We start from the raw sequence: 25,472 nt of genomic DNA, 5'->3' as shown, positions 1-25,472 counted from the left end.
GCCTGCCCAGTATGATCCGTTGAGTGAGAGGGTGCCATGGCCGGGCGAATTCTGATCGTTGATGACGTGGCGACCAATCGCATCGTCATGAAGGTCAAACTGGCGGCTGCCTGTTACAGTGTGGAGCAGGCCGATAACGGGCACGATGCATTGCGTGTGGCGCGCGAAACGAAGCCTGACCTGATCCTGCTCGACATCATGATGCCTGACATGAGCGGCGTGGACGTCTGCCGCGCCCTGAAGGCTAACCCCGAGACATCCGGCATTCCAGTTGTGTTGATCACTGCGCTCAGCGACCAAGATGCAAAAATGGAAGGTTTGGAGGCGGGAGCCAACGATTTCCTGACCAAACCTGTTGAAGAAGTCACATTGCTCGCCCGTGTGCGATCATTGCTCAGGGCCCGCGATGCCGTGCGTGAAATCCAAGGCGGCAACGACACTGTCGCCGCATTCGGCTTTGCGGAGGATGCCGCAGGCTTCAGCGCAAAAGCGGCCCCCGGCAAGGTGGCGCTTGTGGCCCCCGGTCCCCGCGGCGCGATCTTGTGGAAAACAGCCATTGAAGATCGCTTGGGTGGAACGGTCGCCATCATCCCGCGTGAAGCGGCGTTGACCGAGGCCAGCACAGATAGCGGCGCGTCCACGGACGTTTTCGTGATTTCAGTCGATTTGGCGCAGCGCAATGAGGGCCTGCGCTTGCTGTCTGACCTGCGCTCGCGCGCCGGAACACGCCATGCCGCGACACTCATGATCTTGCCCGAAGGGGATACCGAACGGGCAGCAATTGCGCTGGACCTTGGTGCGAATGACGTGCTCCACGACCCGTTTGACGCCAAAGAACTGGCGATCCGGATCTCAGCCCAACTGGATCGCAAGCGGCAGTCAGACCGGATGCGCGCCAGTGTCCGCGCGGGGCTGGAGGCGGCAGTTTGCGACCCGCTGACTGGCCTGCACAACCGACGCTACGCCATTCCGCAACTGGAATTGATGATGTCGCGCCCCGGTCCGGGACCAGCCGTGATGATGCTCGACCTCGATCATTTCAAGCATGTGAACGACACTTTTGGCCACAGGGCGGGCGACGCGATCTTGAAGCAAGTCGCCGCACGTCTGCGCACACAATTGCGCAACGGTGATCTGCTGGCCCGCATTGGCGGGGAAGAATTCCTGATTTGCCTGTCGCCCATCAACCATGCCGACGCCGTCGAATGCGCCGAGCGCCTGTGTCGCTCCATCGGCGAGTCACCATTCGATATCGAAGGCGGCACGCCCCCAGTTCAGGTAACGGCAAGTGTCGGTCTGACCTATCCTGTCGATCTAGGCGGGTTTGCGACACCGGAAATGCTGATCCATGAAGCCGACATGGCGCTTTATTCCGCCAAATCCCATGGGCGCAATCAGGTCAGCATGATCTCCGACACCGCCGCCTGACCATTGTGCCTATCGCCTACCGCCGAACCTGCGCATGACGCGATTGAGGCTTTCTGCAAGATCAGCGCGTTCCTCGGCGCTCATCGTCTCTATCTGATCCAGCAACGCGCCGTGACCAAGCTCCTGCAGCCCGATCACCCGGTCTCGGGAGCGCTCAAAAGCGGCTTCTGCCGCAGCACGGTCAAAGGGTTCGGCCAAAAGCGCCGCCTGCACTTCGCGCAACGCCTGCCCGATGGCGCGCCGCTCATCCCGCACGGGTGTGCCCTGCTCGCTGATCCGGGCCCGCAATTCCTCACGGTCGTCGCGCGACAGGGCAACAGCAAATGGCCCCAACCCAAGCGTGCGGAGCGCCGGGCCTCCTGAGCCCTGTTCGCCACCTTGGTTGCGTCCGCCCAAAACAGCGCCGCCGATCAACCCCACCACGGCAAGGTTAAGCGCAAGCGAAAGCGCCAAGGCGATTTTCAATCCACGCCCCGTGCGCGTCGGTGCGGGTGTTTGTTCAGACATCATCCACCTCCAACCACAGCGCGCCCATATCCGGGGTAATCTCGTAGGATACGGCCTCCAGCCCAAAGACCTCAGTGCCGACCAGATCGCTGACGGCATCGGGCGAGAAAAGGCCAATGGCCAATCCCATCACACCGGCCGCGGTAACGCCGCCAAACGCACCCCAGCCGCCCAAGCCCTCCGCAATCCGCGCCAACCAACCCCGTTGCGGGGCGACGGGGGTCGTAACAGGGCGCTCTCGCTCGGCTTGCACCGCATGGGCATCGGCTAGCACCCGTGCCATCAGCGCGTCATCCGGCACCTCGGCCTTCGCCTCGGCAAACAGTGCGTCCAGCGCAGCATCCGTATCTGGTTCACGTGCCATAACCCAAGGCCTCCTTCTGACCTTCCAGCGCTGCCTTCAACGCCCGTTTTCCCCGTGCCGTCAAGCTTTCAACCGCTTCGACGCCTATTTCCAAAATCTCGGCGATCTCGGGGTTCGAAAGCCCCTCGATGTGCCGCAACACAACCGCCTGCCTTTGCCGTTCCGGCAAGGTTCGCAGCGCTTGGTCCAGCGCGCTTGCCCGCGCACCGTCCTGCATCTGCGCCTCGACGCTCGGTGTGGCATCAGCGAAATCATCATCGCCCAACTCCACCGAACGGCCAGACCGTCTAAGCCGGTCAATGGCGAGGTTCGCGACCACTTTATGCAGCCATGTGGCGGGCTTTGCCGTGCCGTCGGTGCGCCAGTCTGCAGCAGCTTTCCACAAACGCAGCATCGCTTCCTGCGCCAGATCTTCGGCTTCGGCCCGGTCCCCCAACACGCGGGCCGCATGGCGAAAGGCGCGCGGCAAAAGGCGCTCGGTCAACAGCCGCGCCGCCCCGGGATCGCCATTGGCGAACAGCACCATCAAGGCGCCATCATCCAGCGCGTCCAGATCTGAGCCAGTTTGCCCTGCCATGCACCTTGTCTACCCTGCCCCGCCGGTCTTGGGGAGGGGGCGGACCTGAACGACCGCCCCCTCCGGTTTGGCCCTGCCTCAGTTATTGCCGTGGCGGCGGCCCATCCGTTCCAGGAACCGGGCAACACCTTCGTCGAACTCAGCCTCGGTCACACTGCCATCCCCGTCCGCATCGAGACGCTCGAACATACGCTCAGGGCTGGGGCCACCGCGGCCATGGCGATGTCCGCGACCCTCGCGGGCCTCTTCCATTTCGGCCTCAGTCAACTGGCCGTCGCCATTGGCGTCCAGACGCTCCAACATCCGGTCCACACGCGCCTCGATGCGCGCCTCGCCCCGGGCGATCAACTCCTCCCGGCTCAACGCGCCATCGCCATCCGTATCGGCGCGCGCAAAGCGAGCCTCACCAGCGGCCTGCAGCTCTTCCAGCGTCACAGCGCCGTTGCCGTCGGCGTCCAGCTCCTGAAAGATCATGCGCGGCGGCTCACCACCGGCTTCTTGTGCGAAGGCGGGTGCGGCAAGGGCCGTGGGGATCATCAGGGCCAGTAGGCCAGCTTTCATCATCGACATGCGAATTCTCCTTTGTTTCGTGCCTGTCTGATAGGTTCCACGGGGCATCCGGCGGGTTCCGTCGCAAAAAAGATGAAAATATTTCCCGGCCCGCGCGCGCAGGTCGCGGGGCAAGGGCTTTACCCACGCAAGCAAGAGGCGCATTTAAGGGCCATGGACACAGAAACCGCCGACATCTACCGCCCCGCCCTGCCCGAACGGCCAACATGGCCCGCCGTTCGCAACGGCCTGCGCCATCGCTGCCCGAAGTGCGGCGAAGGCGGGCTTTACAGCAAATACCTCAAGCTGCGGGCAGAATGCCCAAGCTGCGGCGAGGATCTGTCCCACGCGCGCGCCGATGACGGCCCGGCCTATCTGTCGATCCTGCTGACGGCCAAGGTCATGGGGACGCTGCAATTGCTGGTCTATGAAACCTGGCAGCCAGAGCCGTGGTTGCTGGCGCTGACCTTCTGCATTGGCGTAACGGTCATGGCACTGGCGCTGTTGCCGAGGTTCAAGGGCATGATCGTCGGCATCCAATGGGCGAAGCGGATGCACGGCTTTTGACCGAAGCGGTGCCCATCCGCGACGCCGCGACGGTGATCGTGCTGCGCGACGCGGAAACGCGGCCACGCGTGTTGATGGGCCAACGCGGGAAATCGGCCGTTTTCATGCCCTCCAAATTTGTCTTCCCCGGTGGCGCGGTGGATGCCGTGGATGCCACGATCCCGCTCGCCCGCCCGCCAAAGCAGGACTGCGCGACCCGGTTAGAGGACGGCGCCGATGCCCTAATCAATGCCGCTGTACGAGAGTTGTGGGAGGAAACCGGCCTGCTTCTCGGCGCGAAAGACACGCGCGCTGCAGCCCTAGACGCGCCGCGAGGTTGGCGCGGCTATCTGGCGACCGGCCATCTGCCCGACGGTGCGGCACTGGAATACGTGTTCCGCGCCATCACGCCGCCCGGCCGACCACGCCGCTTCGATGCGCGGTTCTTTCTAGTGAACGCAGCAGCTCTGGCTTCCGACCCCGATGATTTCTCGGGCGCGGAGGATGAGTTGAGCCACCTGCAATGGGTCGCGCTAGATGAAGTGCGTGGCTTCGACATGCCGTTCATCACCGAAGTTGTCCTGTCCGAACTGACCGCCCGCGTCGAAGGCCGCGCCGTACCGGGTGTGCCCTTTTTCGACAATTCCACCGCCGAAAGCCGGTTCCGGCGTCTGTAAGGGCAATCAACCGGGCCAGGCCGCCCAGAAAACAAGGCAGATTGAGATCAGGATCAACGCTATTCCGATCACCTCATTGCGTGACGTCTTCTCGCGCAGCCAAAAGGCCGAGAACAGGAAGGTGAAGACCAACTCAATCTGGCCGACCGCCTTGACATAGGCCGCTGTCTGCAAGGCGAAGGCGGTGAACCAACCAAGCGATCCCAGCATGGAGGTCAGCCCCGTCAGCCCCGAAATTCGCCACGATGCCAGAACGCGCATGATCTCGCCCCGTTCGCGCGACGCGAGGTAAAGGCCCAGCACTAGTGTTTGCACAATCGTCGCCGCCAGCAGCGCGAACGCCGCGCGCAGCGGTGCATCGCCGCCCTCCAACGCCAGAGTCGCCCCCCTGTAGCAGACCGCCGACACCCCGAAGAGCAAGCCTGACGCCAAGCCATACCCTGAGGCCGAGTTAAACACTCGCGCCGTCCAAGGCAGGCCGGTTTCCTGTGGCGGGTCGGAAAGGGCAAGCACACCCGCAAAGCCCACTGCGATTGCCAGCAGAACTGGTGCCGATACAGCTTCCCCAAGCACCACAAAACCCACAAGGGCCGTCAGGATCACCTCGGACTTCTTCAGCGTGATGCCAACATAGAAATTGCGCCGCGCGAACAGGGCCACAACACAGGCCGTCGCGAGCATCTGCGCCAATGCGCCCGCCACGATGTACTGCAAATAGCCCGAGCCGATACTTGGCCAGCCTTGCCCGCTGACGGTCTTGTAAGCGACCAAAGCCAAGGCCACGAACGGCACCGCGAAGGCAAAGCGCGCCCATGTCGCGCCGCCCGTCGATAGCGTCGTGACCTTCAACTGCCGCTGCAGAATGAAACGCAGGTTCTGCATGAACGCTGCAAAGACAGAGGCGATGATCCAAAACGGCATGGCCTAAGCCATGGAAGCGCCCGCCCGGATTGCCAAGCTATTTCTGCGAATAAAGCGGGTGCGGCACAGGATCCTTGGCGCGCAGCAGATGCCGCCGGAAGATCTGGCCGTAACTGGCATACCGGTAGCCGTCATTGCGGCGCAGATACCGTTCGCGATTGTTGAAGTAGATCTGCGGCAGGCGATACCAGGGCAGCTTGGGGTGCATGTGGTGCACGACATGCAAGTTGTTGTTGAGGAACAGGAACGCCAATGGCCCGCGATCTTCGATAATCACGGTCCGCCCCCGCGCGCGTTCATGGGCCTGATGCTCCAGAAATGTACGGATTTTCAGGATGCCAAGACCCAGATAGCAGGCAATCAGGTAGGCCCATATAGGAAACGGTGACAGCATAACGATCCAAACAACGGCCGCGCTTGCCGCGATATGTGCAAGCCAGGCCCATGCGACCGCACGATCTCCGGCCCGGATCAAACGCGCATCTGCCGCCATGAAGGCGATCTGGCCCAGCAATGGCCCCAAGAGCATCCGCCCCAACAAAGTGTTGTTCCAAGCCAGAAGAGCACGCACTGGGGCTTTAAATTTTGCCCAAACCGCCGGGTCCATGTAATTGCTTTCCGGATCATCATATGGGTCTGTCAGGTTCGCATCCATATGGTGCGCCAGATGCGTCTCGCGGAAACGAAGATATGGAATGGCGAGGTTGAGGCTGGCAAAAACCAACGGCTCCCCCAACCGCCGGTCGCCGAACGGATGCCCGTGCAGCACTTCATGTTGCAGCGAGGATTGTAGCGCGATGGCCAATGCCAGAACCGGGAACGCCGCCCAGATTGGCAGGAACAGGGCGCCCGTCCAGACGCAATAGCACAAGGCGATAAGCCCGAGTGTCGGCCACTCGATCCGCATGAAGTCTCCTGACAATGTTCAAGGGCGGCGCGTCCCCTGCGCCGTGCCTCAACTTTAGCGGGACTTGATTGTCAGGAGCAGTCAGTGTTTGCTCCACATGAAACCAACATCGTTTGATAAACCCAACAATGCTGCAAGAAATCGACAAACGAGATCGCGCACGCCTGTTCACGGATCGGCTGAGTGCCGCTTTGGCCGCTTCTGGCCTCAGCCGCGCGGCCTTGGCCCGGGCCGTGCGCGTGGACCGGTCCACCATCACGCAGATCCTGTCGGGGGAGACGGCGCGCGTGCCCGGTGGCCATGTTGTGGCCGCCTGTGCGCAGGCGCTCGATGTCTCCGCCGACTGGCTTCTGGGCCTCACCGACCGCCCGGAACAGGCGGGCAAATTGCTGGAAAGCTCGCTGTCGATCTCGGAAACCGGGCGGGCGACCACGCTCGACGATCAGATCTTCGAATGGCAGCGCGAGGCTGAGGGCTACAAGATCCGCCATGTGCCCGCGACTTTGCCCGATGTGCTGAAAACCAACGCCATGCTGCAATGGGAATATGCGCCCGTCACGCACAAGCGCCCCGAGGCCGCGATTGACGCCGCCGCCGAACGGCTGGACTGGTTGCGCCTCACTGAAAGCGATTACGAGATGGCCCTGCCGATCCACGAACTCGAAAGCTTCGCGCGGGCCGAAGGGTATTATGCGGGCCTCGACCCCACGATCCGTATCGAGCAACTCGACTGGATGGCTGAGATCTACGACCGCCTTTACCCCGGCCTGCGCCTGTTCCTATTCGATGCCCGCGCCGTCTTTTCCGCCCCAGTCACGGTTTTCGGCCCGAAAATGGCGGTGATCTATATGGGCCAGCATTACCTCGCCTTCCGCGACCGCGACCGTGTGCGCGCCATCACCCGCCATTTCGACTATCTGGTGCGGGAGGCCACGATTTCGGCCCGCGATATTCCGCAAACGCTCAAGCAGCTTCGGGACGGCATCCAATGACCCGTTTCGGCCACATGATTGGAAAATCCCTCGGCACCTCGCGCTGGATCAAGGTGGATCAGCCTCGCATAGACACCTTCGCCGATGTTACCGAAGATCGCCAATTCATCCATATCGACCCCGACGCCGCAGCTCAGGGCCCATACGGAATCACTGTGGCACACGGTTTCCTGACGCTGTCCCTGCTCTCCACTCTAGCCTACGATGTCGTGCCCGCGCTTGGCCCCTACGAAAGCTCGATCAACTATGGTTTCGACCGGCTGCGGTTTCTCGCCGCCGTGCCGTCAGATGCACGCCTTCGGGCGCATTTCACGCTGAATAGCGTAACTGAGAAAGCCCCGAACCGCGTCCTCCTAACGCTCGCAGTTCGCATGGAAATTGAGGGGGAGGAGACACCGGCCCTAATCGCCGATTGGCTCGTACTGCTGCACTTTTAGCTTCTAGCGCTGCCCGACGAACCGCCCCAACCCGTCGGGCGCGGGCAGCCCGGCATGCGCCGCATATGCGGCCCCCAGCCAGTCGCCCACATCCTCTCGCGGCAAGGCCGAACGGCGCGTTGCCATGTCCATATGCAGCAGCAATTGCTCCCCCGTCGCGCAGAGCTGATCGCCCACACACATTTCGTGCCAGACGTGAAGCTTCTTTCCGCCCCCCTCCAGCACTCGCGTGCGCACCTCGATCCGGTCGCCAATATCGACCTCTCCCAAATGCCGAATATGTGTCTCGACCGTGAACACCGAATGCCCCGCCGCAACGCAGGCCGCATCCATCCGGGCCCAGTCCAGCATCTGGTCGGTCGCGTCCGAGAAAGCGCGCAGGTAATGCGCCTCGTTCATGTGCCCGTTGTAGTCGACCCAATCCCGCGGCACTTCCATGGCGAGTGTCACGGGCGGCTCCGGCGCGCTCGGGTCCGGTGCAGGCAAGCGGCCCGCGGCCTTCGGCACAGCAATGTCCACCAGCCCCGTCACGGCCTCCGCCATCACCGCGCCGAAACGGCGATGCGCCTCCGCCTCCCAATGGACACCATCCACATCCGAGATCGCTACATGCGCGCCCGCATCCACAAAGCCCGCGCCGATCCGCTCCGCCGCACCGCGAATGTGGTCGGCCAATCCCACCTGCCGCGCCTCCGCACCCGCAAAGGCCTCCGTCAATACGCCCGTCTCTCGCACAGGCGCCGGGGCCACAGCCATCATGGCAACATCCGGCAAAAGCGTGCGCGTTTCCCGCAAAAGCCGCTCCACCGACTTGCCGATATCAAAGGCCGAGGTCGCAAAGCGCGGCTTCAGGTCATTCGTGCCCAACATCACGATCACCAGATCGAGCGGCAAGTGGCTCAACAACACCGCAGGCAGAACCTCTGCCCCGTTGCGATTGCCACCATCGACCGGATCGTGATGCACCGTCGTGCGCCCCGGCAGCCCCTCACAAATCACCCCGTGCCCCGGACCAAGGGCCGCCGCCATCACATCCGGCCACCTGTCCGCCTCGCCGTAACGATCAAACGCCCCCAACACCTTCAACGGCTTGGTCCCGTGCGAATTACTGTCCCCGTAGATCAGGATATTGGCCATGGAAATCTCCCCTCCCCGCACCCTGACGCTGTCAAATCCTCCACGCAACCCGCCCCATCTTTGTTCCGCAAATATGTCGGGGGAGCGCGTAGCGCAGGGGCAGCGCCCCCTTAGCCCGCCCGCATCATCTCAGCCGCCCGTTCCGCCCACATCGCATAGATACGCGGACCGGGATGAAACCCGTCAGAGGCCATCAGCGACACATCATCGGTGAAATTCATCGGCAGAAACTGCGCGCCGGGATGGGCGTCTGCCAAGCCTGCAATCGCCCGGTCAAACCGCGCCGCCCGCGCTCCCAGCACATCCCGCAACGGGCGCGGCAGCAATGTGAAAAACTGCATCGGCGGCAGGCCCGAGCAGACGATCGTTCGCACCCCGAACCGGTCCGACAATGTCCGCAGAAGCGAGGCATATTCACGCTCGAAATTCGGCTGCAACCGGCCATTCTTCGCGTCATTCACACCCTGGCAGATCAAGGCACAGTCAAAGCTGCCCTCGACGCCCGCCAGCATTTCCAACAGGTCCGGCACAATGGCCCCCGACCGCGCCACCAGCTTCCAGGTGACGCTATGATCACGTGCAAGATCGCTCGAAAGCTGGCCCGCCAGCGCTTCGGCCTGCGTCTCAACTCCGACACCCGCCGCCGTGCTGTCGCCGATCACCAACACCCTCAGCGCGCGCCCCGCCCCGGTCTGCCCCTCCCGCGGCCCAGCCGCTTCCGGCAAGCGCGACGCTCTCAGCCGCACCCACACCAATTGCGGCACAATCACCGGCGACAAGAATGCAGCCCGCAACAGCGCCATGGCAGCCCCTTAGTATGGCATCGGATGCGCCCGGTGGACGTCATCCAAATCCGCCATCACCTCATCACTCAGGACGGTATCCTTGCCGTCGATGATGTGCTGAAGCTGGTCACAAGTCGTCGCCCCGAAAATGGTCGAGACCGCAAAGGGCCGCTGCACCGTAAAGGCCAACGCCATATGCACCGGATCAATCCCATGCTTGCGCGCCACGTCCAGATAGGCCCCCGCCGCCTCAAACGCGCGATCGGTCTTCCGCCCACCCATCTCAGGCTGCAACGTCATGCGACTGCCCTCCGGCACGGCGCCGCCCTGATATTTGCCCGTCAGCAAGCCCGTTGCCAAAGGCGAAAAGGCCAGCAACGTCACCTGCTCGTGCACGCTCAACTCGCCCATGTCCGTGTCATACATCCGGCACATCAGCGAGTATTCGTTCTGCACGGTTTGCACGCGCGGCAGCCCATGCTCATCGGCCAGACGGATCCAGTTCGCCGTCCCCCACGCGCTTTCGTTCGAAAGCGCGAAGTGGCGCATCTTGCCCGCTTTCACGGCCGCACCCGCTGCCTCCAGGACATCGTGCATGTTGGCCAGGATCTCCGCCTTGTCGCCCTTCGGCGTATAGGTCCAGTTCTGGCGGAACATGTAGCTGCCCCGGTTCGGCCAATGCAGCTGATAGATGTCGATGCAATCCGTCTGTAGCCGCCGCAGCGATCCCTCTAACGCCTCGGTAAACGTGGCCCCGCTGATGGGCTGTCCGAAGCGTACAAAGCGGTCGTTCAGCCCGGAATGCTTGGTCGCCAGCGTATACTCACCCCGCCGACTCGGATTGGCTGCGTTCCAGCGTCCCACGATCTCTTCGGTCACGCCAACGGTCTCGGCGCTGATCGGGTTTACGGGATACATCTCGGCGGTGTCGACCACATACATGCCCGCCTCCAACGCCATGTCCATCTGGCGATGGGCATCGGCCTCCGGCGTCTGCGTGCCCCAGGTCATCGTGCCCAGGCAGTAATCGGTGATCGTCTCGTCTGTGTTGCCGAGGGGGATTTGGCGCATGGACTGTCCTTTTCGCGTCTCGTGAAAGGGCAAAGTAGCGGGCCACGTCCCGAACGCAAGACTTGAGAACATATCAAGAACATCTATACTCCTCCTCCATGGACCTGCCCCGCATCACCCGCCAATCCCACCGCAAGACGCGCCCGGGCCTGCGCCTGCTCGACCGGTTCAACCTGCAAGGCGCCCGCGCTCACGAAGCCTGCGGTCCTGCCCGCCGCCGCCTTGCCCTTTGGCTGGCGCAGACGACCCCGCGTGAGGTGCTGTGGATCCGCCCCGATTGGCACCCCGACCGGCTGCATATGGCCGGTGTCCGGGCCGAGATTGATCCCGCCCGCCTGATCTTCGTGGAATGCTGCCGCCCCGCCGATCTTCTGTGGTGCATGGAAGAGGCGTTGCGCACAGGCCTCTCGGATCTGGTGGTTTGTGACCTGCCCGAGCCACCGGGCCTGACGCCCGTGCGCCGCCTGCATCTGGCGGCTGAGGCCGGGGCCGAACAGACAGGCCGCGCGCCGCTAGGTCTTTTGCTGACCCCCGGCGAAGGCGGGTCTGCGGGCATTGAGACAAGGTGGAGCCTCACCCCAACCCACCGCACTGACGCCGAAAGCTGGACCCTCGCCCGCCTGCGCGCCCGCGACGCCGCGCCGGGGGAATGGATGGTGGAACGGGGCACACAGGGCAAAGTAGCCATCACCGCTGAACCCAGACCGGAACCGTCGCAGGCGCAGGCGCGCACGCTCCACCTGGCCTGACCCAAACCCAGCGACGCCCACACCGCCCTTGGATCGCGGGTCAAGGATCGGCGCCAGCCGTCGGCCCAGGGGCCGCTTGTCCTTGACGCGTGATCCAAGGGCAAAACCCTCGAAAGGGCGCGTTCAGGGCAGACCTCGCCCTGAACCGCTTCTAAGCAGGTCTCAACGCTTTGGCCGCAAAGACCCATCGCGCGCCGCAAACCATGCGAGCGCGGGGGGGGGGCGTCGGGGTGGGTGGGTGGGCGACGCCCGCGCGCGCGGCAACTCCCGCCCCAATTCCCTTGCACCGCCGCCAACACCCTCCTAAGCCGGAGCCATAGCCAGCCGGACCGCTCCCATGCGCCTCCTCATCTCATTCGCCGCCCTCTTCCTGTCGGTGATCCTGTTGCAGCTTTCGTCTTCGGGCGTGGGGCCGCTCGATGTGTTGTCTGGCACCGTCCTCGGCTTCAGCAACGGGCAGATCGGCCTTCTGGGCTCGGCGCATTTCCTGGGTTTCTTCATCGGATGCTGGTGGGCCCCGCGCCTCATCGGGGCCGTCGGGCATTCCCGTGGCTTTGCGGTATGCACCGCCCTGGGCGCGATTGGCCTTCTCGCGCACATGCTGATCATCAATCCCTATGCCTGGGCCGCAATGCGCGTCCTCACCGGGCTTTGCATCGCCGGGGCCTATACGGTGATCGAGGCTTGGCTGCAGGCAAAGGCCAACAACGAAAACCGAGGCCGGACCCTGGGCATCTACCGGATGGTCGATACCGGCAGTCAGGTCGTGGCACAGCTGATGATCGGCCTGCTCGCCCCGGCCTCCTACGTCTCCTACAACCTGCTGGCACTTCTGTGCTGCGCCGCCCTCCTGCCGCTCACGCTCACGCGCCTGAAACAGCCCGAGGCACAAGGCGCGCCTCGCCTGCGCCCCCGCCTCGCCTGGCAGCTTTCACCGCTGGCCGCGCTTGGCGTAGTGGTTGCTGGCCTGTCGAGCGCCAGCTTCCGCATGACCGGCCCGCTTTACGGCGCGCAAGTTGGCCTGCAACCCGATGCGATTGGTCTCTTCCTAGCCTCGGTCGTGCTTGGCGGGGCGCTGGCCCAATGGCCTGCAGGCTGGCTTGCAGACCGCTATGACAGGCGCTGGGTGCTGATCTGGTTCTCCGCCGCTTCGATCCTCGCCTGCGCCGTGACCATCGCCGTGCCAACCCTTGGCCCCATCGGCATTTTCTCCGCCGCCGCCCTCTTCGGTGCCACTACCTTCCCGATCTATTCGATCTCAGCCGCCCACGCCCATGACTGGGCCAGCGATGATCAGCGGATCGAGCTCTCAGCCGCGCTGATGTTCTGTTTCGCAGCCGGTGCTATTGTCGCCCCTCTGGCCACATCTGCCCTGATCACGGCCTATGGCCCGGCGGCTCTTTTCTACTTTGTCTCGACCGCCCATATCGGCCTGATCGTCTTTGGTGTCGTGCGAATGCGCCGCCGTGCGCCGTCGGACACACGCCAGCCCTATATCTGGATCCCGCGCACGTCTTTCAGCGTCGGGCGCCTGTTCCGCCGCTCCGACAAGGACGGCCCCTCCCCCTAAATTCCCCGCTCCGGCCCAATTTCTGACGCGATTCCGCACTCATCTGCGGGCAAAGTAACAAATCGCAGCAGAGCAATGACCTTTCTTTCCCGTGGTATCGTGGCGCTGATCGCAGCCGTCTTCATCTTTTTGGTGGCGAATCTGTACGTCTCCGGCGTGCCGGAAACGGAAATGAACGGGTTCGAACTCGCCGCAATTGCACCCGAGACGGCCCCCGCGCCAGAAACACTCACAGATTTCCCCAGCGCGCCCGCCCCGTCTGAGGACGCGCCAGGCATCGGGATGGTTCTGTCACAATTGTTTTTTGCCGTCATGGGCCCGGAAAATGGTGCGGCGCCGACCCAAGTCGCCATCGCTCCCGGTCAGGTGCAAAGCCAACCGCTCGGCCAGGTCGCGGGCATCGGCACACCTCCCACAATCGCACCCCCATCAGCTGGCGGCCCGCGCGGCGAAGTGGCGCGCGCCGTCGCGGCAAGCGCGGATTACGATGCAATGGCCGAGGCCTGGCGCGGCTGGATGCAAGCCAACGAAATTGAGACCGGCGCCATGGCCGTGATCTTGCCAGATGGCACGGAATACGGCACCGGCATGGGCCGCACCGCCGACGATGTCCGCCCCGTTATGAGCATGTCAAAGACCATCACCGGCCTCTGCGTGGATCAATTGTTGATCGAAACCGGCCTGGGCTGGGACACGACCCTCGGCGACATTGCCTCACAGATGTCCGCCGCCGGGCTGACCCCACGCCCATGGAACGAGCATATCACGCTGCTTTCGCTGGCGACGCATACATCCGGCCTTGCCCCTGACCTGACGCAATCCAACATGGCCCGGGATACCCACGGCGCGCTTGGCTTGCACCGCCGTTGGGCCGCCGCCGCGCTGCAAGAAGACGCGATCACCGGCACACCCGGCACGTATTTCTACAACAATACCAATTACGCGGTCCTCGGCGTCGTGGTCGAGGCCCTGTCGGGCCAAAGCTATGCCCAGGCCTGTATGGACCGCATCGTCACGCCCGTTGGCATAACGGATGCAGTGATCCAGGGTCGCTTCGGCTCCCTCTCGTCCTATGCCGGATGGGAAATCTCGGCGATGGATTATGCGCGCCTTGCCCGGCACTGGTTTGCGCCCGATCAACCGCACATGGTCAACCCGCGCATGGACGCAGATGGCTATTCCATCGGCTACTATGACAATGGGGAAAGCATTCGCCATACCGGACGGTTCTGCCGATCCTCGCACCCCACCGGCGGGGTCAGCTCCCTGTTCATCCATGACCTCAACGGCACGACGATTTCGATCAATTGGGACGCTTGCACACAACCGGCCGTGCGCCGCGTGCTGATCGACCAGTTGCTTGAACTTCTCTAGGGTCTGGCAACCCCCATCGCTGCGCGCTAAAGGCTAACGCCAATCCACTTGGCAGAGGCCCGCCCATGTCGCGCACGCTCATCACCTCGGCGATCCCCTATATCAACGGGATCAAGCACCTCGGGAATTTGGTTGGCTCGCAACTGCCTGCCGACCTCTACGCCCGCTATCTGCGTGCCCGCGGGCAAGAGGTGCTGTTTCTCTGCGCCACCGATGAACACGGCACCCCGGCTGAGCTTGCGGCGGCCAAGGCGGGAAAGCCCGTAGCAGAGTATTGCGCCGAGATGTGGGCCGTGCAGGCCGAACTGGCAAAAGGCTTCCGCCTGTCCTTCGACCATTTCGGGCGCTCCTCCAGCCCGCAGAACCACAAGCTGACCCAGCATTTCGCGGGCCGTCTGGCCGAGGCTGGCCTGATCTCGGAAGTGTCCGAGAAACAGGTCTATTCCAACGCCGATGGCCGCTTCCTGCCCGATCGCTATATCGAGGGCACCTGCCCGAACTGCGGCTACGACAAAGCCCGGGGCGACCAGTGTGAGAATTGCACAAAGCAGCTTGATCCGACTGACCTGATCGAGCCGCGCAGCGCGATTTCCGGTTCCACCGATCTCGAAGTGCGCGAGACCAAGCACCTCTACCTGCGCCAATCCTCCATGCGCGATCAGTTGAATGACTGGATCGACAGCAAGAAAGATTGGCCAATTCTGACCACCTCCATCGCCAAGAAATGGCTCAACGATGGCGACGGCCTGCAAGACCGTGGGATCACCCGCGATCTGGACTGGGGCATCCCCGTCAAACGCGGAGAAGAGCCCTGGCCAGGCATGGAAGGCAAGGTTTTCTACGTCTGGTTCGACGCCCCGATCGAATATATCGCCTGTGCCGCCGAGGCTGTGGAGGAAGGTACGATTTCTGATTGGGAACGCTGGTGGCGTGTGGATAAGGGTGCAGATGACGTCCGGTATGTGCAATTCATGGGCAAGGACAACGTGCCGTTTCACACGCTCTCCTTCCCTGCAACGATCCTCGGATCGGGGCAGCCGTGGAAGCTTGTCGATTACATCAAATCGTTCAACTACCTGAACTATGACGGTGGCCAATTCTCGACCTCGCAGGGCCGGGGTGTCTTCATGGATCAGGCGTTGGAGATCCTGCCGAGCGACTATTGGCGCTGGTGGCTCCTGTCCCACGCGCCAGAAACCTCCGACTCCGAGTTCACGTGGGAAGCGTTCCAGCAAGATGTGAACAAAGACCTCGCCGATGTTCTTGGGAATTTCGTCAGCCGCATCACCAAATTCTGCCGTTCCAAGTTTGGGGAGGCCGTGCCAGAGGGCGGGGAATACAGTGATCAGGAAACGGCCCTGATCGCCGATCTCGAAAAGCGCCTCAAAGCCTATCAGGCGCACATGGACGCCATCGACATCCGCAAAGCATCCGCTGAGCTGCGCGCGATCTGGGTCGCCGGCAACGAATATCTCCAATCCGCGGCTCCCTGGTCAGCTTTCAAGGAAGACCCCGACCGCGCCGCCGCCATCACCCGCTTCGCCCTGAACCTGATCCCCTTCTACGCGGGCCTTTCCGCGCCGTTCATCCCGGATGCCGCGCAGGCGATGGCCGACGCAATGGGTGCGGACCTGGCCTGGCCAACGGATGCCGCCATGAACGCCCTGCCCGCCGGACATGCGTTCACGGTGCCAGACGTCCTTTTCGCCAAGATTGCGGATGAACAGCGTGAGGAATGGGCCGAGAAGTTCTCAGGCGTACGCACCTAAGCGGGGCACACGCCCGCTTTCTGTGCGAAAATCGTGTAGTTATAAAAAAACTACATGATAACTACAGGATCATTACACGCGCTCGGCCCGCAAAACGGCGCCCGGATTCAGAATTCCGTTCGGGTCGAGCGCGGCCTTGATCGCCCGCATCGCAGCCAGTTTGCCCGGATCGCCATAGCGCTCCAGATCGCCCACTTTCAGCCGCCCGATCCCGTGCTCCGCTGAAACGGAGCCGCCCAATTCATGCGCCAGATCATGCACACATTCCTTCACAGCCGCACGTTCATGCTCATGATCCGCGCGGGACTTTCCGGGCATCGGGAACACGTTGTAGTGCAGATTTCCGTCGCCCATATGCCCGAAGCAATTGATTCTGAACGTATTTACCTGCGCCAACCGCGCAGGCGCCTTCTCAATGAATTCAGGGATGCGCCCAACGGGAACGGAGATATCGTGTGATGAGACCGACCCGATCCGCCGGTTGGCCTCAGGAATGCTTTCACGGATTGCCCAGAAATCCGCGCGCTGCTGTTCGGACTGAGCAATGGCGCCATCACTGACCAGCCCCGCCTCGGCGGCTTTTTCGAAGATCCCGGAAAGCGCCTCCTCACAGCTGCCATGGGCCAGACCCAGATCGATCAGACAACACCATTCCGGCGCGTTTTCAAAGGGTTGGCGGATTTCAGGCCCCACCTCGGATAGAAATTCGAAGCCCATCTTCCCGATCAATTCGAAGGCGGAAATCCCCTCTCCGACCTCCTTCTGCGCCAGCCTTAGCAGCGCCAGTGCAGCCTCCGGTGACGCTACAGCTATCATCGCCGCACCGGTCTGAGACGGTTTCGCGAAAAGCCGCAGCGATGCCGCCGTGATCACCCCAAGCGTCCCTTCCGAGCCGATCAGCAAATGCCGCAAATCATAACCCGTGTTGTTTTTTCTAAGCGGTGACAGGGTGTTAACGATCGTACCGTCCGCCAGAACCGCCTCGACCCCAAGCACCAGATCGCGTGCATTACCGTAGCGGATCACATTCACGCCGCCCGCATTTGTGGCCAGCAACCCGCCAATGCGCGCGGAGCCTTGGCTCGCCAAGGTCAGCGGAAAGATCCAGCCCTCATCCTCCGCAATCCCGTGCACATCCTGCAAAATCGCGCCCGCCTCCACCGTCAGCGTTCCGGCCTCTGCATCAAAGGCACGAACCGCTTTCATGCGCTCCAGCGATAGCAAGACAGGCGCCGGGCCATCCCCCTTGATCTGCCCACCGACAAGCCCAGTTCCACCGGAATAGGGAACCACGGGCACCCGCGATTCATTACATAAACCCAACAGCTTGGAGACTTCTTCGGTCGAACCAGGCGCGCAAACCGCCAAGGCCTTACCCTGCCAGCGGCCGCGCGGTTCCTCGAGGTATTGCGCACCAACCTCGCGGAATGTCTCCGCAGGGAGCGTTCGTTTCAATTGATCCAGAAAATCCATGTCCCAGACTTAGTCCAAGACCGTTGAGCCGTCACCCAACATCCGTCTTTCCGCGCCGGTCGTGGCGCAGATTGGCGTAGAGCACATGGTTCCGCCAGCGGCCGTTGATCTGCAAATAACTCTGCGCGACGCCTTCATACTTGAAGCCCGACTTTTCCAGCACACCGCGTGACGCGGCATTCTCGGGTAGGCAAGCCGCCTCCAACCGCGACAGATCCAGCGCACGGAACGCATAGTGCGACACTGCCCCAATAGCCTCTCGCATATAGCCTTGGCGCACAAATGGCAGGCCGATCCAATAGCCAAGCGTTGCCGACTGCGCCGGACCTCGACGCAAATTGTCCAGCGTGATCGCCCCAAGCAGGGCGTCATCCGAGCGGCGCAATATAAACAACGGCACAGCCGAGCCCTGATTAACGGAACGCTGTGCCCAGTAAACGCGGGCCGTGAAGCTTTTCCGTGTCAGGTGGTCGTCCGCCCAGGTCGGCTCCCACGGAGTTAGAAAATCGCGGCTTTGCTGGCGCAACGCAGACCATAGCCGGAAATCCGCATGACGCGGTAAGCGCAGCGTCAGACGCTCTGTCTCAAGGCGCAGATTGCGTTTGCGCGCGATCATCAGGCGGCCAGACGCTCCCTGACTTGATCAAGGGATGGGGCCTTTTCCACGGGACCATAAAGCGCCATGGCCGCACGGCCTGTCGCCCCAAGGGCACCGGCTTGCGCTTGCAACGCGTCCAAGGTGACGGCGTCGATTTTCGCTACGGTTTCTTCCAGCCCCGGCACGCGGTTCCAGATCGCCACAAGACGCGCCAAACGTTCTGCGCGCGATGAAGGCGATTCCAGCCCCATCAGAAGCCCCGCTTTCATCTGCGCCCGCGCGCGGGCGAGCTCCGCTTCGGTCATCGTATCGGCGGAGCGTTTCAGCTCATCAATCGTCAGCCCCACCAACTCTGCCACATCCTCACCAGACGTTCCCGCGTAGATCGTCAGCAGGCCGGTATCGTCGTAGCTGCCGACCTGAGAATAGATCGTGTAGCACAGGCCGCGCTTTTCCCGGATCTCCTGGAACAAGCGCGAGGACATGCCGCCGCCGAGTGCGGTCGCAAAGATCTGCGCGGCATAGATTTCGTCTGAGCGATAGCCAGGGGCCTCAAGCGCCAGGGTGAAATGAGCCTGTTCCAAACCTTTCACCACCCGCGCCTCGCCGCCAGCGAACTGGCCAGGCAAGGGGACACCACCCGCGACCGGCTTCAGATGGCCAAACGCAGCCTCGGCCAGTCGCACGATTTCATCGTGATCCACAGCGCCAGCAGCGGACAGGATCAACTGCTCAGGTCCGTAGTGCTGTCCGATAAAGGCGTCGAAATCAGCGCGGTCAAAGGCCCGCACGCGTTCTGCAGGGCCAAGAATTGTGCGGCCAAGGGGTTGTTCTGGAAACGCCTGTTCTTGCAGCCAGTCGAAGATGATGTCGTCCGGTGTATCCGCTGCTTGCCCGATCTCTTGCAGGATCACGCCGCGCTCCACCTCAATCTCGCGCGGGTCGAAGATGGGGTTGAGGACAATGTCGGAAATCAGGTCGAGCGCCAAAGGCACATCATCACGCAGCACGCGTGCGTAGTAGGCCGTGACCTCGCGGCTGGTATAGGCGTTGATGTATCCGCCAACGTCTTCAATTTCCTCGGCAATTTGCAGGGAGGAGCGTCGTTGTGTGCCTTTGAACGCCATATGCTCAAGGAAATGCGCGATGCCGTTCTGTTCGACCGTTTCGTGCCGCCCGCCAGCGGAGACCCAGACGCCAAGTGCAGCTGATTCCAGCCCGGGCATATGCTCGGTCACGATGCGCATGCCGTTGGACAGCGTATGAATTTCGACTGTCACGCGAAGACACCCCCTTCGATGATCGCCTCAATTGCGGCAAGATCATCCTCAACCCGCGTGATCCGCTCCGACCGGTCAAACAGGTCAGCCATCCGTGCGGGCAAAGGTGGGCGAATGCCAGACGCGGCCTCAACCGCATCGGGGAATTTCGCGGGATGTGCGGTCGCCAGCGTGACCATTGGTGTCGCGCCGAGGAAGTCTTGCGCCACATGCACGCCGACGGCGGAATGGGGGCACATAAGCTCTCCCATTTCCGGCAAGGCACGCTTGATCATGGCGGAGGTTTCCGTCTCTGACGCGCGGCCTGAGGCGAAGTGATCGCGCAGCGCGCCGATGGCCCCCTGGCTGATCTTGAAGCCGCCGGATTTCAGCTCGTCCATCAACTGAGCCACAGCCGCGCCATCTCGGCCATAAGCGTCAAACAACGCACGTTCGAAATTGGACGAGACCTGAATATCCATCGACGGACTGATGGAAGGGGTCACGCCCTCCGTCTCATATCCGCCCGAAACCATCGCGCGGTGCAGGATGTCGTTCTGGTTCGTCGCAATGACCAGCTTCTCGATGGGCAGGCCCATGCGCTTGGCGATGTAGCCCGCAAAGATGTCACCGAAATTGCCGGTCGGCACACAGAAAGACACGGGCCGGTGCGGCGCACCAAGGGACACGGCGGCGCTGAAGTAGTAAACGACCTGCGCCAGAACCCGGCCCCAGTTGATCGAATTCACACCGGCCAGCTTCACCCGGTCGCGGAACTCAAAATGGTTGAACATGTCCTTCAGCCGCGCCTGGCAGGTGTCGAAATCACCCGTCACGGCCAGCGCGTGGGCATTGCCCTCGGCCACAGTCGTCATCTGACGGCGCTGCACCTCGGACACGCGGCCGTGGGGGTACATGATGAAAACGTCGACATTGTCGAGGCCGCGGAACGCCTCCATCGCGGCGGAACCTGTATCGCCCGAAGTCGCGCCCACAATCGTTACGCGATCGCCGCGACGGCCCAAGGCCTTCTGAAACATCTGGCCGATCAACTGCATCGCGAAATCTTTGAACGCTAGCGTGGGGCCGTGGAAAAGCTCGAGCAGGAAATGGTTTTCCTGCAACTGCTTCAGCGGCGCGCGGGCGGCGTGGCCGAAGCCCGCATATGCCTTTTCGATCAACTCTGCGAACTCGGCATCCGCGAAGGTATCGCCAATAAAGGGCCGCATCACACGAAAGGCGATCTCCTCATATGGCAGCCCCGCCATGGCGGCGATCTCACCCTGGCTGAGCGTTGGGATCTCGGCAGGCACATAGAGCCCGCCGTCCCGCGCCAGACCGGTCAGCATCGCCTCTTCAAAGCTCAGATCAGGGGCCTTCCCCCGGGTCGAGACATATCGCATCGGAATTCCTCTAAGCCGTTCGCCGCGTGATACGCCAAGCCAGGAACGCTGTCATCCCCAACCACACCAACGCCAGCCCGAACCATTGCACTGCATAGCCCAGATGGTTGTTCGGTATGCCCTCGGACGTCACCGGCAAAGGCGTCACCGGCGCGTCAGAGACCGACATCTCGCGCAGCACAATGAAGACAGGCTCCGTCCCAAGATGCGCGGCCATCGCGTCGACGTTGCGGGCGAACCATTGGTTGCGAGCGATGTCTGGCTCTGGCGTGAAGCCATCCACTTCGTCCGGCCAATGCAGGTTGCCTGTCACGGTGATGGGGCCTTCATGCGGCTCCGGTAGGGCAACCCCTTCCGCTAGAAAGCCGCGGTCCAACAACACGCGCCGCCCGTCCGCCTCAAACGGAGAGATCAGACGATAGCCCGGACCGCTCCCCTGTACGGAGACCAAGACGCGCAGGGGATCACCGGCAAAGACGCCTTCGGCCGTGACTGGCAAATAGCGATCCGCCACCGGGTCAGGCGTGGCTGGCACGGCAACGGGTGCAGCTGAGATGCGGGCATCGATCTCCGCCAATACACCCTCTTTCCAGGCGAGGCGTTGCAATTGCCACACACCGAGACTGACGAGGATGGCCGCTCCGATCAGCCCGAACAAACCTACTGTGATCAACCGCGCGCGCACTGGCCTCTCCCTGAAATCGAAAGGCCCGCCATGCGGCAGGCCTCTTCCACTGGTTTCAAATACTCAAAACCGATCCGTTCCATCCCAATCGGACATCCGATGTTTCGAACCGCTCGACCCGCACAGGGCGGGGGAGGTGGAGCGGGGTGGGCGGGTGGGCGCTCCGCCTGCCCCGCCCGGTCCCAGCCTTAGCCTTGGCCCCAGATGTAGACAGCCAGGAACAGGAACAGCCAGACAACGTCAACGAAGTGCCAGTACCAAGCCGCAGCTTCAAAGCCGACATGCTTCTCCGCCGTGAAGTGGCCGGAGCGGACCCGCAGCCAGCAGATGAACAGGAAGATCGTGCCCACCACGACGTGGAAGCCGTGAAAGCCTGTGGCCATGAAGAAGGTCGAGTAGAACTTGTCACCGTTGATGAATTCCCAACCGTGGTGAACGATCAGCTCATAGTATTCGTAGGCCTGCAGTGCCGTGAACAGGACCCCCAGAACAACCGCCCCGATCAGGCCGGTGGCCACATCCTTGCGCGCCCCGCCATGGACAAGCGCGTGGTGCGACCATGTCACAAGACAGCCCGACAGAAGCAGAATTAGCGTGTTGATCAGCGGCAGGTGGAACGGATCAACAATGTAGATTTCTGGCGGCACGTAGGTGCTCGCCTCATACTCGTTCATCGGGAAGATGGCGTGCTTGAAGAACGCCCAGAACCACGCCACGAAGAACATGACTTCGGACATGATGAACATGATGAAGCCGTAGCGCAGGCCAAGGCGCACAACCGGCGTGTGATCGCCATCATGGCTTTCGCTGACGACATCCGACCACCAGGCGAACATAACGTAAAGCACGGCGACGAACCCGGCGAGGAACAGCCACGGGCTGCCCGAATGCATCCAGTTCACTGCCCCGAACAGCATCGCAAAGGCGCCCACTGCGGCCACCAGCGGCCAGATTGATGGCTGCAAAATGTGATAGTCGTGCTTTTTGACGTGGGCCATTTCGGTCTCTCCGGTCTGTCGTTCAGTTGCCTGCGTCGAGCGCGGCGTAGTCGTCGTTTTCGGGCATGTCCGTCACATGGAATGTGTAGGACAGGGTTATGGCGGGTGTGTCGCGCACCGTGGGATCATCAAGGATCTCGGGGTCGACAAAGAAGGTTACGGGCATCTCCACCCGCTCGCCGGGCTGAAGCACCTGCAACTCGAAACAGAAGCAGGCGATCTTCACGAAATAGCCGCCCACATCGAATGGGGCCACGTTGAAGCTGGCTGTGCCAGCAATCGGCTCACTGGTCGGGTTGTAAGCCTCGTAGAAAGCCAGCCCGGTCTCCCCGATGCGGATGTCCACATGCGGCTCCATTGGGCGGAACTCCCACGGCATGTCGCGCGCGGTGTTGGCGGCAAAGCGGATGCGGATTTCCTGATCCAGGATCACGTCGCTGCCTGCATCAGCCTGCACCGTCGCCCCGCCAAAGCCCGTCACACGGCAGAACCAGTCGTAGAACGGCACGGCGGCAACCGTCAGAGCGCCCATAAAGCAGATCACGCCCAACAATTGCAGGACGGTCTTGGCCTTGGGATCCATGGCGCGGCGTTCACTCACTGGCTCAGCTCCTCCGAAATCGGAAGGACCGAGGCACGCGGCTGGTGATCGTGCGCTTCCAGCATCGAGCCTTCGCGCACTTTCGCGATCGTCAGGCCGAACACGACAGCGCAGAAACCGACCAGGCACAGAGCCGTGCCAAAGTTGCGGCCAAAGCGGCGTTTGTGGATTTCGTGCGTTTCAGCCAAGGGCATCAGATGAGCCTCCAGATCGCATCGATCAGCAGAGCGCCGAAGTGCAGGAACAGGTAGAGCAGCGAGAATTTGAAGACTTTCTTCTCAACAGCATAGCCGTCCGCCTCGGCAGTCTCTTCATCGCGTCGCCAGATGTCCCATGCGCCTTTCAGGAAGATCGCATTCAGCACCACGGCAGCGGCCAGATAAACCGGCCCGGCCACGGCGGTGAAGGCTAAGCCAAGGGCAACCGGCACCAGAAGGACCGTGTAGATCAGGATTTGCTTGCGCGTTTCCTTCCGGCCATGGGTCACCGTCAGCATCGGCACGTCGGCCTTGTGATAATCCGACTTCATGAACAGCGCGAGCGCCCAGAAATGCGGCGGCGTCCACATGAAGATCAGGCCAAACATCAGGACAGATGCGATGGAGACATCACCTGTAACAGCCGCCCAACCGATGACCGGTGGGAAGGCCCCGGCCGCACCACCAATTACGATGTTCTGCGGCGTCGCGCGCTTCAGCCACATCGTGTAAACAACCGCGTAGAAGAAGATGGTGAAGGCCAGCAGCCCGGCAGCGACCCAATTCGTTGCCAGCCCAAGCATCACCACCGAAATCGCGGAAAGCCAAAGCCCCAGCGTCAGCGCCTCACCGGCAGGAACCTTACCCGCAGGCACGGGCCGTTTCGCCGTCCGCTTCATGACCGCGTCAATATCGGCGTCATACCACATGTTTAGCGCGCCAGAGGCCCCTGCCCCCAATGCGATGAACAGGATCGCGGTGAAGCCGATCATGGGTGACACGCCGCCGGGCGCGACCAGCAAGCCAACCAGGGCTGTGAACACAACTAGCGACATCACCCGCGGCTTAAGAAGCGCCAGGTAATCGCCAAAACCCGCCTCGCCTTCTGCGGTGCGGGTTTCGGTTCCGGTCTGTGCGGTGAGATCGCTCATCTGACGGGCTTACTCGGCCGAGGCCAGTTCAATGTAACGCGGCGCACGCGCCCCTTCGAGGGAGGCGAATTCAGCCGCTTCACCGGCCAGCCACGCATCATACTCTTCCGGTGTCACGGCAAAAACGGTGATCGGCATGTAAGCATGGGCCGCGCCGCAAAGCTCCGAACATTGGCCGAAGTAGATACCTTCCTGACCCGGCTCCACGTTGAAGTGCAGCTCCGCCAGGCGGCCCGGCACGCCGTCCTGCTTCACGCCGAAGGCCGGGATCGTCCAGGAATGGATCACGTCTGCGGCCGTCACCTGCACCACAACCGTCTGGCCGGTTGGGACGACGACTGCCGTGTCGGTGGCCAGCAGATATTCATCGCGGCTGTAACCGTAATCGGCAAGCTCATCCTCGTTCAGCATGAAGCTGTCATAGGAGATGCCTTCCTCCGGATACTCGTAACCCCAGTACCACTGATAGCCCGTGGCGCGCACAACGACATCAGCCTCTGGAATGGTCTGCTGCTTGAACAGAACGGGCAGAGAGAAGGCGCCGATCACGACGAGGATCAACAGAGGCACGAGCGTCCATGTCACCTCGATCGGGGTATTGTGAGAGAAGGTAGCAGGCTCAGGATTGGCCTTGGCGTTATGCTTCACCGCAACCCAAACCATCAGGGCCAGCACAAACAGCGTGATGATGATCGCGATGATATGCAGGAACCCATCGAGCGCGCGGATGTCGAGCGCGCCTTCGGTCACACCGGGCTGAAACCCTGTGCCGCCGGGCACCGGAGCGCCAATGATGTCTAGTCCTTCCCGCATTCCAACCGTCTGTGCGGAGACGGCGGTCGCGGTAAGGGTTGCGCCAAGCGCGGCCCAAAGGCCGCTGAGCTTCGTGCGAAGTGCCATGTGGTCTGTCCTGTTGTCCGTTCGGTCGTTCACGGCGGGGGAATGCCCACCGGTCGCAGCCGGTCC

28 protein-coding genes are annotated in these 25,472 nt (G+C 62.4%); 9 read left to right on the top strand and 19 right to left on the bottom strand.

Annotation, left to right across the window (positions count from 1 at the left end; all coding sequences use genetic code 11):
• Positions 1-36 precede the first annotated feature (36 nt).
• Positions 37-1,428 carry a diguanylate cyclase domain-containing protein gene (locus V8J81_RS03530; RefSeq protein WP_368474370.1) on the top strand — a complete coding sequence of 464 codons (1,392 nt, stop codon included), beginning with the start codon at positions 37-39 and terminating at the stop codon, positions 1,426-1,428.
• Positions 1,429-1,437: 9 nt separating this feature from the next.
• On the opposite strand, the gene V8J81_RS03525 is transcribed toward V8J81_RS03530, so the two are convergent.
• The 4 genes from V8J81_RS03525 to V8J81_RS03510 form a co-directional block, all read right to left on the bottom strand.
• Entirely contained in the window at positions 1,438-1,935 is a 498-nt protein-coding gene (locus V8J81_RS03525; RefSeq protein ID WP_368474369.1) for a periplasmic heavy metal sensor, read from the bottom strand.
• A complete protein-coding gene (locus tag V8J81_RS03520) occupies positions 1,928-2,299 on the bottom strand; it encodes a hypothetical protein (RefSeq protein ID WP_368474368.1) in 372 nt (123 codons plus the stop codon). The genes V8J81_RS03525 and V8J81_RS03520 overlap by 8 nt, the downstream gene beginning before the upstream one ends.
• On the bottom strand, positions 2,289-2,876 hold the full coding sequence (locus tag V8J81_RS03515) for an RNA polymerase sigma factor (protein ID WP_368474367.1): 588 nt from the start codon (positions 2,874-2,876) through the stop codon (positions 2,289-2,291). Before V8J81_RS03515 ends, V8J81_RS03520 begins: the two co-directional genes overlap by 11 nt.
• A 78-nt stretch (positions 2,877-2,954) precedes the next feature.
• Positions 2,955-3,446, bottom strand: a complete 492-nt coding sequence (locus V8J81_RS03510; RefSeq protein ID WP_368474366.1) for an EF-hand domain-containing protein — start codon at positions 3,444-3,446, stop codon at positions 2,955-2,957.
• Between the two features lie 153 nt (positions 3,447-3,599).
• Here V8J81_RS03510 and V8J81_RS03505 point away from each other — a divergent pair, with 153 nt between their 5' ends.
• Together V8J81_RS03505 and V8J81_RS03500 are read left to right on the top strand one after the other, a co-directional pair.
• Entirely contained in the window at positions 3,600-3,992 is a 393-nt protein-coding gene (locus V8J81_RS03505; RefSeq protein WP_368474365.1) for a DUF983 domain-containing protein, read from the top strand.
• Positions 3,965-4,648: an NUDIX hydrolase gene (locus V8J81_RS03500; RefSeq protein ID WP_368474364.1), complete on the top strand. Its 684-nt coding sequence runs from the start codon at positions 3,965-3,967 to the stop codon at positions 4,646-4,648. The genes V8J81_RS03505 and V8J81_RS03500 overlap by 28 nt, the downstream gene beginning before the upstream one ends.
• Before the next feature lie 6 nt (positions 4,649-4,654).
• Here the strand turns inward: V8J81_RS03500 and V8J81_RS03495 are convergent, their stop codons facing one another.
• Both V8J81_RS03495 and V8J81_RS03490 read right to left on the bottom strand, forming a co-directional pair.
• Entirely contained in the window at positions 4,655-5,569 is a 915-nt protein-coding gene (locus V8J81_RS03495; RefSeq protein ID WP_368474363.1) for an EamA family transporter, read from the bottom strand.
• A gap of 37 nt (positions 5,570-5,606) precedes the next feature.
• On the bottom strand, positions 5,607-6,476 hold the full coding sequence (locus V8J81_RS03490; protein ID WP_368474362.1) for a fatty acid desaturase: 870 nt from the start codon (positions 6,474-6,476) through the stop codon (positions 5,607-5,609).
• A gap of 128 nt (positions 6,477-6,604) precedes the next feature.
• On the opposite strand from V8J81_RS03490, the gene V8J81_RS03485 reads away from it, so the two are divergent.
• Positions 6,605-7,468 (top strand): helix-turn-helix domain-containing protein, encoded by an 864-nt coding sequence (locus tag V8J81_RS03485; RefSeq protein ID WP_368474361.1) that lies wholly within the window; start codon positions 6,605-6,607, stop codon positions 7,466-7,468.
• A complete protein-coding gene (locus tag V8J81_RS03480; RefSeq protein WP_368474360.1) occupies positions 7,465-7,905 on the top strand; it encodes a MaoC family dehydratase in 441 nt (146 codons plus the stop codon). The genes V8J81_RS03485 and V8J81_RS03480 overlap by 4 nt, the downstream gene beginning before the upstream one ends.
• 3 nt (positions 7,906-7,908) lie before the next feature.
• On the opposite strand, the gene V8J81_RS03475 is transcribed toward V8J81_RS03480, so the two are convergent.
• The 3 genes from V8J81_RS03475 to V8J81_RS03465 all read right to left on the bottom strand — a co-directional run bounded on the left by V8J81_RS03475 (position 7,909) and on the right by V8J81_RS03465 (position 10,898).
• Positions 7,909-9,042 (bottom strand): thioesterase family protein, encoded by a 1,134-nt coding sequence (locus V8J81_RS03475; protein WP_368474359.1) that lies wholly within the window; start codon positions 9,040-9,042, stop codon positions 7,909-7,911.
• 110 nt (positions 9,043-9,152) lie between these two features.
• Positions 9,153-9,845 (bottom strand): SGNH/GDSL hydrolase family protein, encoded by a 693-nt coding sequence (locus V8J81_RS03470; protein ID WP_368474358.1) that lies wholly within the window; start codon positions 9,843-9,845, stop codon positions 9,153-9,155.
• A gap of 9 nt (positions 9,846-9,854) precedes the next feature.
• Positions 9,855-10,898 (bottom strand): aldo/keto reductase, encoded by a 1,044-nt coding sequence (locus tag V8J81_RS03465; RefSeq protein ID WP_368474357.1) that lies wholly within the window; start codon positions 10,896-10,898, stop codon positions 9,855-9,857.
• Between the two features lie 98 nt (positions 10,899-10,996).
• Between V8J81_RS03465 and V8J81_RS03460 the strand changes: the two genes are divergently transcribed.
• The 4 genes from V8J81_RS03460 to metG all read left to right on the top strand — a co-directional run bounded on the left by V8J81_RS03460 (position 10,997) and on the right by metG (position 16,360).
• Positions 10,997-11,647, top strand: a complete 651-nt coding sequence (locus tag V8J81_RS03460) for an ImuA family protein (RefSeq protein WP_368474356.1) — start codon at positions 10,997-10,999, stop codon at positions 11,645-11,647.
• A gap of 337 nt (positions 11,648-11,984) precedes the next feature.
• Complete coding sequence (locus V8J81_RS03455) at positions 11,985-13,217, top strand: MFS transporter (RefSeq protein WP_368474355.1); 1,233 nt, start codon at positions 11,985-11,987, stop codon at positions 13,215-13,217.
• A gap of 75 nt (positions 13,218-13,292) precedes the next feature.
• Positions 13,293-14,591, top strand: coding sequence for a serine hydrolase (locus V8J81_RS03450; RefSeq protein ID WP_368474354.1), 1,299 nt, complete (start codon positions 13,293-13,295; stop codon positions 14,589-14,591).
• 65 nt (positions 14,592-14,656) lie between these two features.
• Entirely contained in the window at positions 14,657-16,360 is a 1,704-nt protein-coding gene (gene metG / locus V8J81_RS03445; RefSeq protein WP_368474353.1) for a methionine--tRNA ligase, read from the top strand.
• Positions 16,361-16,432: 72 nt separating this feature from the next.
• On the opposite strand, the gene V8J81_RS03440 is transcribed toward metG, so the two are convergent.
• The 10 genes from V8J81_RS03440 to coxB form a co-directional block, all read right to left on the bottom strand.
• Entirely contained in the window at positions 16,433-17,833 is a 1,401-nt protein-coding gene (locus tag V8J81_RS03440; protein WP_368474352.1) for an FAD-binding oxidoreductase, read from the bottom strand.
• Positions 17,834-17,864: 31 nt separating this feature from the next.
• Positions 17,865-18,449: a GNAT family N-acetyltransferase gene (locus V8J81_RS03435; RefSeq protein ID WP_368474351.1), complete on the bottom strand. Its 585-nt coding sequence runs from the start codon at positions 18,447-18,449 to the stop codon at positions 17,865-17,867.
• On the bottom strand, positions 18,449-19,711 hold the full coding sequence (locus V8J81_RS03430; RefSeq protein ID WP_368474350.1) for a M16 family metallopeptidase: 1,263 nt from the start codon (positions 19,709-19,711) through the stop codon (positions 18,449-18,451). The genes V8J81_RS03435 and V8J81_RS03430 overlap by 1 nt, the downstream gene beginning before the upstream one ends.
• Positions 19,708-21,093 carry a threonine synthase gene (gene thrC / locus V8J81_RS03425; RefSeq protein WP_368474349.1) on the bottom strand — a complete coding sequence of 462 codons (1,386 nt, stop codon included), beginning with the start codon at positions 21,091-21,093 and terminating at the stop codon, positions 19,708-19,710. Before thrC ends, V8J81_RS03430 begins: the two co-directional genes overlap by 4 nt.
• Before the next feature lie 10 nt (positions 21,094-21,103).
• Positions 21,104-21,778, bottom strand: coding sequence for an SURF1 family protein (locus V8J81_RS03420; RefSeq protein WP_368474348.1), 675 nt, complete (start codon positions 21,776-21,778; stop codon positions 21,104-21,106).
• Between the two features lie 188 nt (positions 21,779-21,966).
• Positions 21,967-22,776, bottom strand: a complete 810-nt coding sequence (locus tag V8J81_RS03415) for a cytochrome c oxidase subunit 3 (RefSeq protein WP_368474347.1) — start codon at positions 22,774-22,776, stop codon at positions 21,967-21,969.
• Between the two features lie 22 nt (positions 22,777-22,798).
• Positions 22,799-23,359: a cytochrome c oxidase assembly protein gene (locus V8J81_RS03410; protein WP_368477591.1), complete on the bottom strand. Its 561-nt coding sequence runs from the start codon at positions 23,357-23,359 to the stop codon at positions 22,799-22,801.
• Positions 23,360-23,373: 14 nt separating this feature from the next.
• Complete coding sequence (locus V8J81_RS03405; protein ID WP_368474346.1) at positions 23,374-23,571, bottom strand: cytochrome c oxidase system small membrane protein; 198 nt, start codon at positions 23,569-23,571, stop codon at positions 23,374-23,376.
• A complete protein-coding gene (gene cyoE / locus V8J81_RS03400; RefSeq protein ID WP_368474345.1) occupies positions 23,571-24,506 on the bottom strand; it encodes a heme o synthase in 936 nt (311 codons plus the stop codon). Before cyoE ends, V8J81_RS03405 begins: the two co-directional genes overlap by 1 nt.
• Positions 24,507-24,515: 9 nt before the next feature.
• Entirely contained in the window at positions 24,516-25,406 is an 891-nt protein-coding gene (gene coxB, locus V8J81_RS03395; RefSeq protein WP_368474344.1) for a cytochrome c oxidase subunit II, read from the bottom strand.
• Positions 25,407-25,472: the final 66 nt, after the last annotated feature.

This window comes from Gymnodinialimonas sp. 202GB13-11 (assembly GCF_040932485.1).
GTDB lineage: Bacteria > Pseudomonadota > Alphaproteobacteria > Rhodobacterales > Rhodobacteraceae > Gymnodinialimonas > Gymnodinialimonas hymeniacidonis.
This window is presented reverse-complemented; position numbering and strand designations above follow the sequence as displayed.

Bases quoted from the DNA above. Each gene is read 5' to 3' on its own strand.
- V8J81_RS03530 (WP_368474370.1), top strand. From the start codon at position 37: ATGGCCGGGCGAATTCTGATCGTTGATGACGTGGCGACCAATCGCATC.
- V8J81_RS03525 (WP_368474369.1), bottom strand. From the start codon at position 1,935: ATGTCTGAACAAACACCCGCACCGACGCGCACGGGGCGTGGATTGAAA.
- V8J81_RS03520 (WP_368474368.1), bottom strand. From the start codon at position 2,299: ATGGCACGTGAACCAGATACGGATGCTGCGCTGGACGCACTGTTTGCC.
- V8J81_RS03515 (WP_368474367.1), bottom strand. From the start codon at position 2,876: ATGGCAGGGCAAACTGGCTCAGATCTGGACGCGCTGGATGATGGCGCC.
- V8J81_RS03510 (WP_368474366.1), bottom strand. From the start codon at position 3,446: ATGTCGATGATGAAAGCTGGCCTACTGGCCCTGATGATCCCCACGGCC.
- V8J81_RS03505 (WP_368474365.1), top strand. From the start codon at position 3,600: ATGGACACAGAAACCGCCGACATCTACCGCCCCGCCCTGCCCGAACGG.
- V8J81_RS03500 (WP_368474364.1), top strand. From the start codon at position 3,965: ATGGGCGAAGCGGATGCACGGCTTTTGACCGAAGCGGTGCCCATCCGC.
- V8J81_RS03495 (WP_368474363.1), bottom strand. From the start codon at position 5,569: ATGCCGTTTTGGATCATCGCCTCTGTCTTTGCAGCGTTCATGCAGAAC.
- V8J81_RS03490 (WP_368474362.1), bottom strand. From the start codon at position 6,476: ATGCGGATCGAGTGGCCGACACTCGGGCTTATCGCCTTGTGCTATTGC.
- V8J81_RS03485 (WP_368474361.1), top strand. From the start codon at position 6,605: ATGCTGCAAGAAATCGACAAACGAGATCGCGCACGCCTGTTCACGGAT.
- V8J81_RS03480 (WP_368474360.1), top strand. From the start codon at position 7,465: ATGACCCGTTTCGGCCACATGATTGGAAAATCCCTCGGCACCTCGCGC.
- V8J81_RS03475 (WP_368474359.1), bottom strand. From the start codon at position 9,042: ATGGCCAATATCCTGATCTACGGGGACAGTAATTCGCACGGGACCAAG.
- V8J81_RS03470 (WP_368474358.1), bottom strand. From the start codon at position 9,845: ATGGCGCTGTTGCGGGCTGCATTCTTGTCGCCGGTGATTGTGCCGCAA.
- V8J81_RS03465 (WP_368474357.1), bottom strand. From the start codon at position 10,898: ATGCGCCAAATCCCCCTCGGCAACACAGACGAGACGATCACCGATTAC.
- V8J81_RS03460 (WP_368474356.1), top strand. From the start codon at position 10,997: ATGGACCTGCCCCGCATCACCCGCCAATCCCACCGCAAGACGCGCCCG.
- V8J81_RS03455 (WP_368474355.1), top strand. From the start codon at position 11,985: ATGCGCCTCCTCATCTCATTCGCCGCCCTCTTCCTGTCGGTGATCCTG.
- V8J81_RS03450 (WP_368474354.1), top strand. From the start codon at position 13,293: ATGACCTTTCTTTCCCGTGGTATCGTGGCGCTGATCGCAGCCGTCTTC.
- metG (WP_368474353.1), top strand. From the start codon at position 14,657: ATGTCGCGCACGCTCATCACCTCGGCGATCCCCTATATCAACGGGATC.
- V8J81_RS03440 (WP_368474352.1), bottom strand. From the start codon at position 17,833: ATGGATTTTCTGGATCAATTGAAACGAACGCTCCCTGCGGAGACATTC.
- V8J81_RS03435 (WP_368474351.1), bottom strand. From the start codon at position 18,449: ATGATCGCGCGCAAACGCAATCTGCGCCTTGAGACAGAGCGTCTGACG.
- thrC (WP_368474349.1), bottom strand. From the start codon at position 21,093: ATGCGATATGTCTCGACCCGGGGGAAGGCCCCTGATCTGAGCTTTGAA.
- V8J81_RS03415 (WP_368474347.1), bottom strand. From the start codon at position 22,776: ATGGCCCACGTCAAAAAGCACGACTATCACATTTTGCAGCCATCAATC.
- V8J81_RS03410 (WP_368477591.1), bottom strand. From the start codon at position 23,359: ATGGATCCCAAGGCCAAGACCGTCCTGCAATTGTTGGGCGTGATCTGC.
- V8J81_RS03405 (WP_368474346.1), bottom strand. From the start codon at position 23,571: ATGCCCTTGGCTGAAACGCACGAAATCCACAAACGCCGCTTTGGCCGC.
- cyoE (WP_368474345.1), bottom strand. From the start codon at position 24,506: ATGAGCGATCTCACCGCACAGACCGGAACCGAAACCCGCACCGCAGAA.
- coxB (WP_368474344.1), bottom strand. From the start codon at position 25,406: ATGGCACTTCGCACGAAGCTCAGCGGCCTTTGGGCCGCGCTTGGCGCA.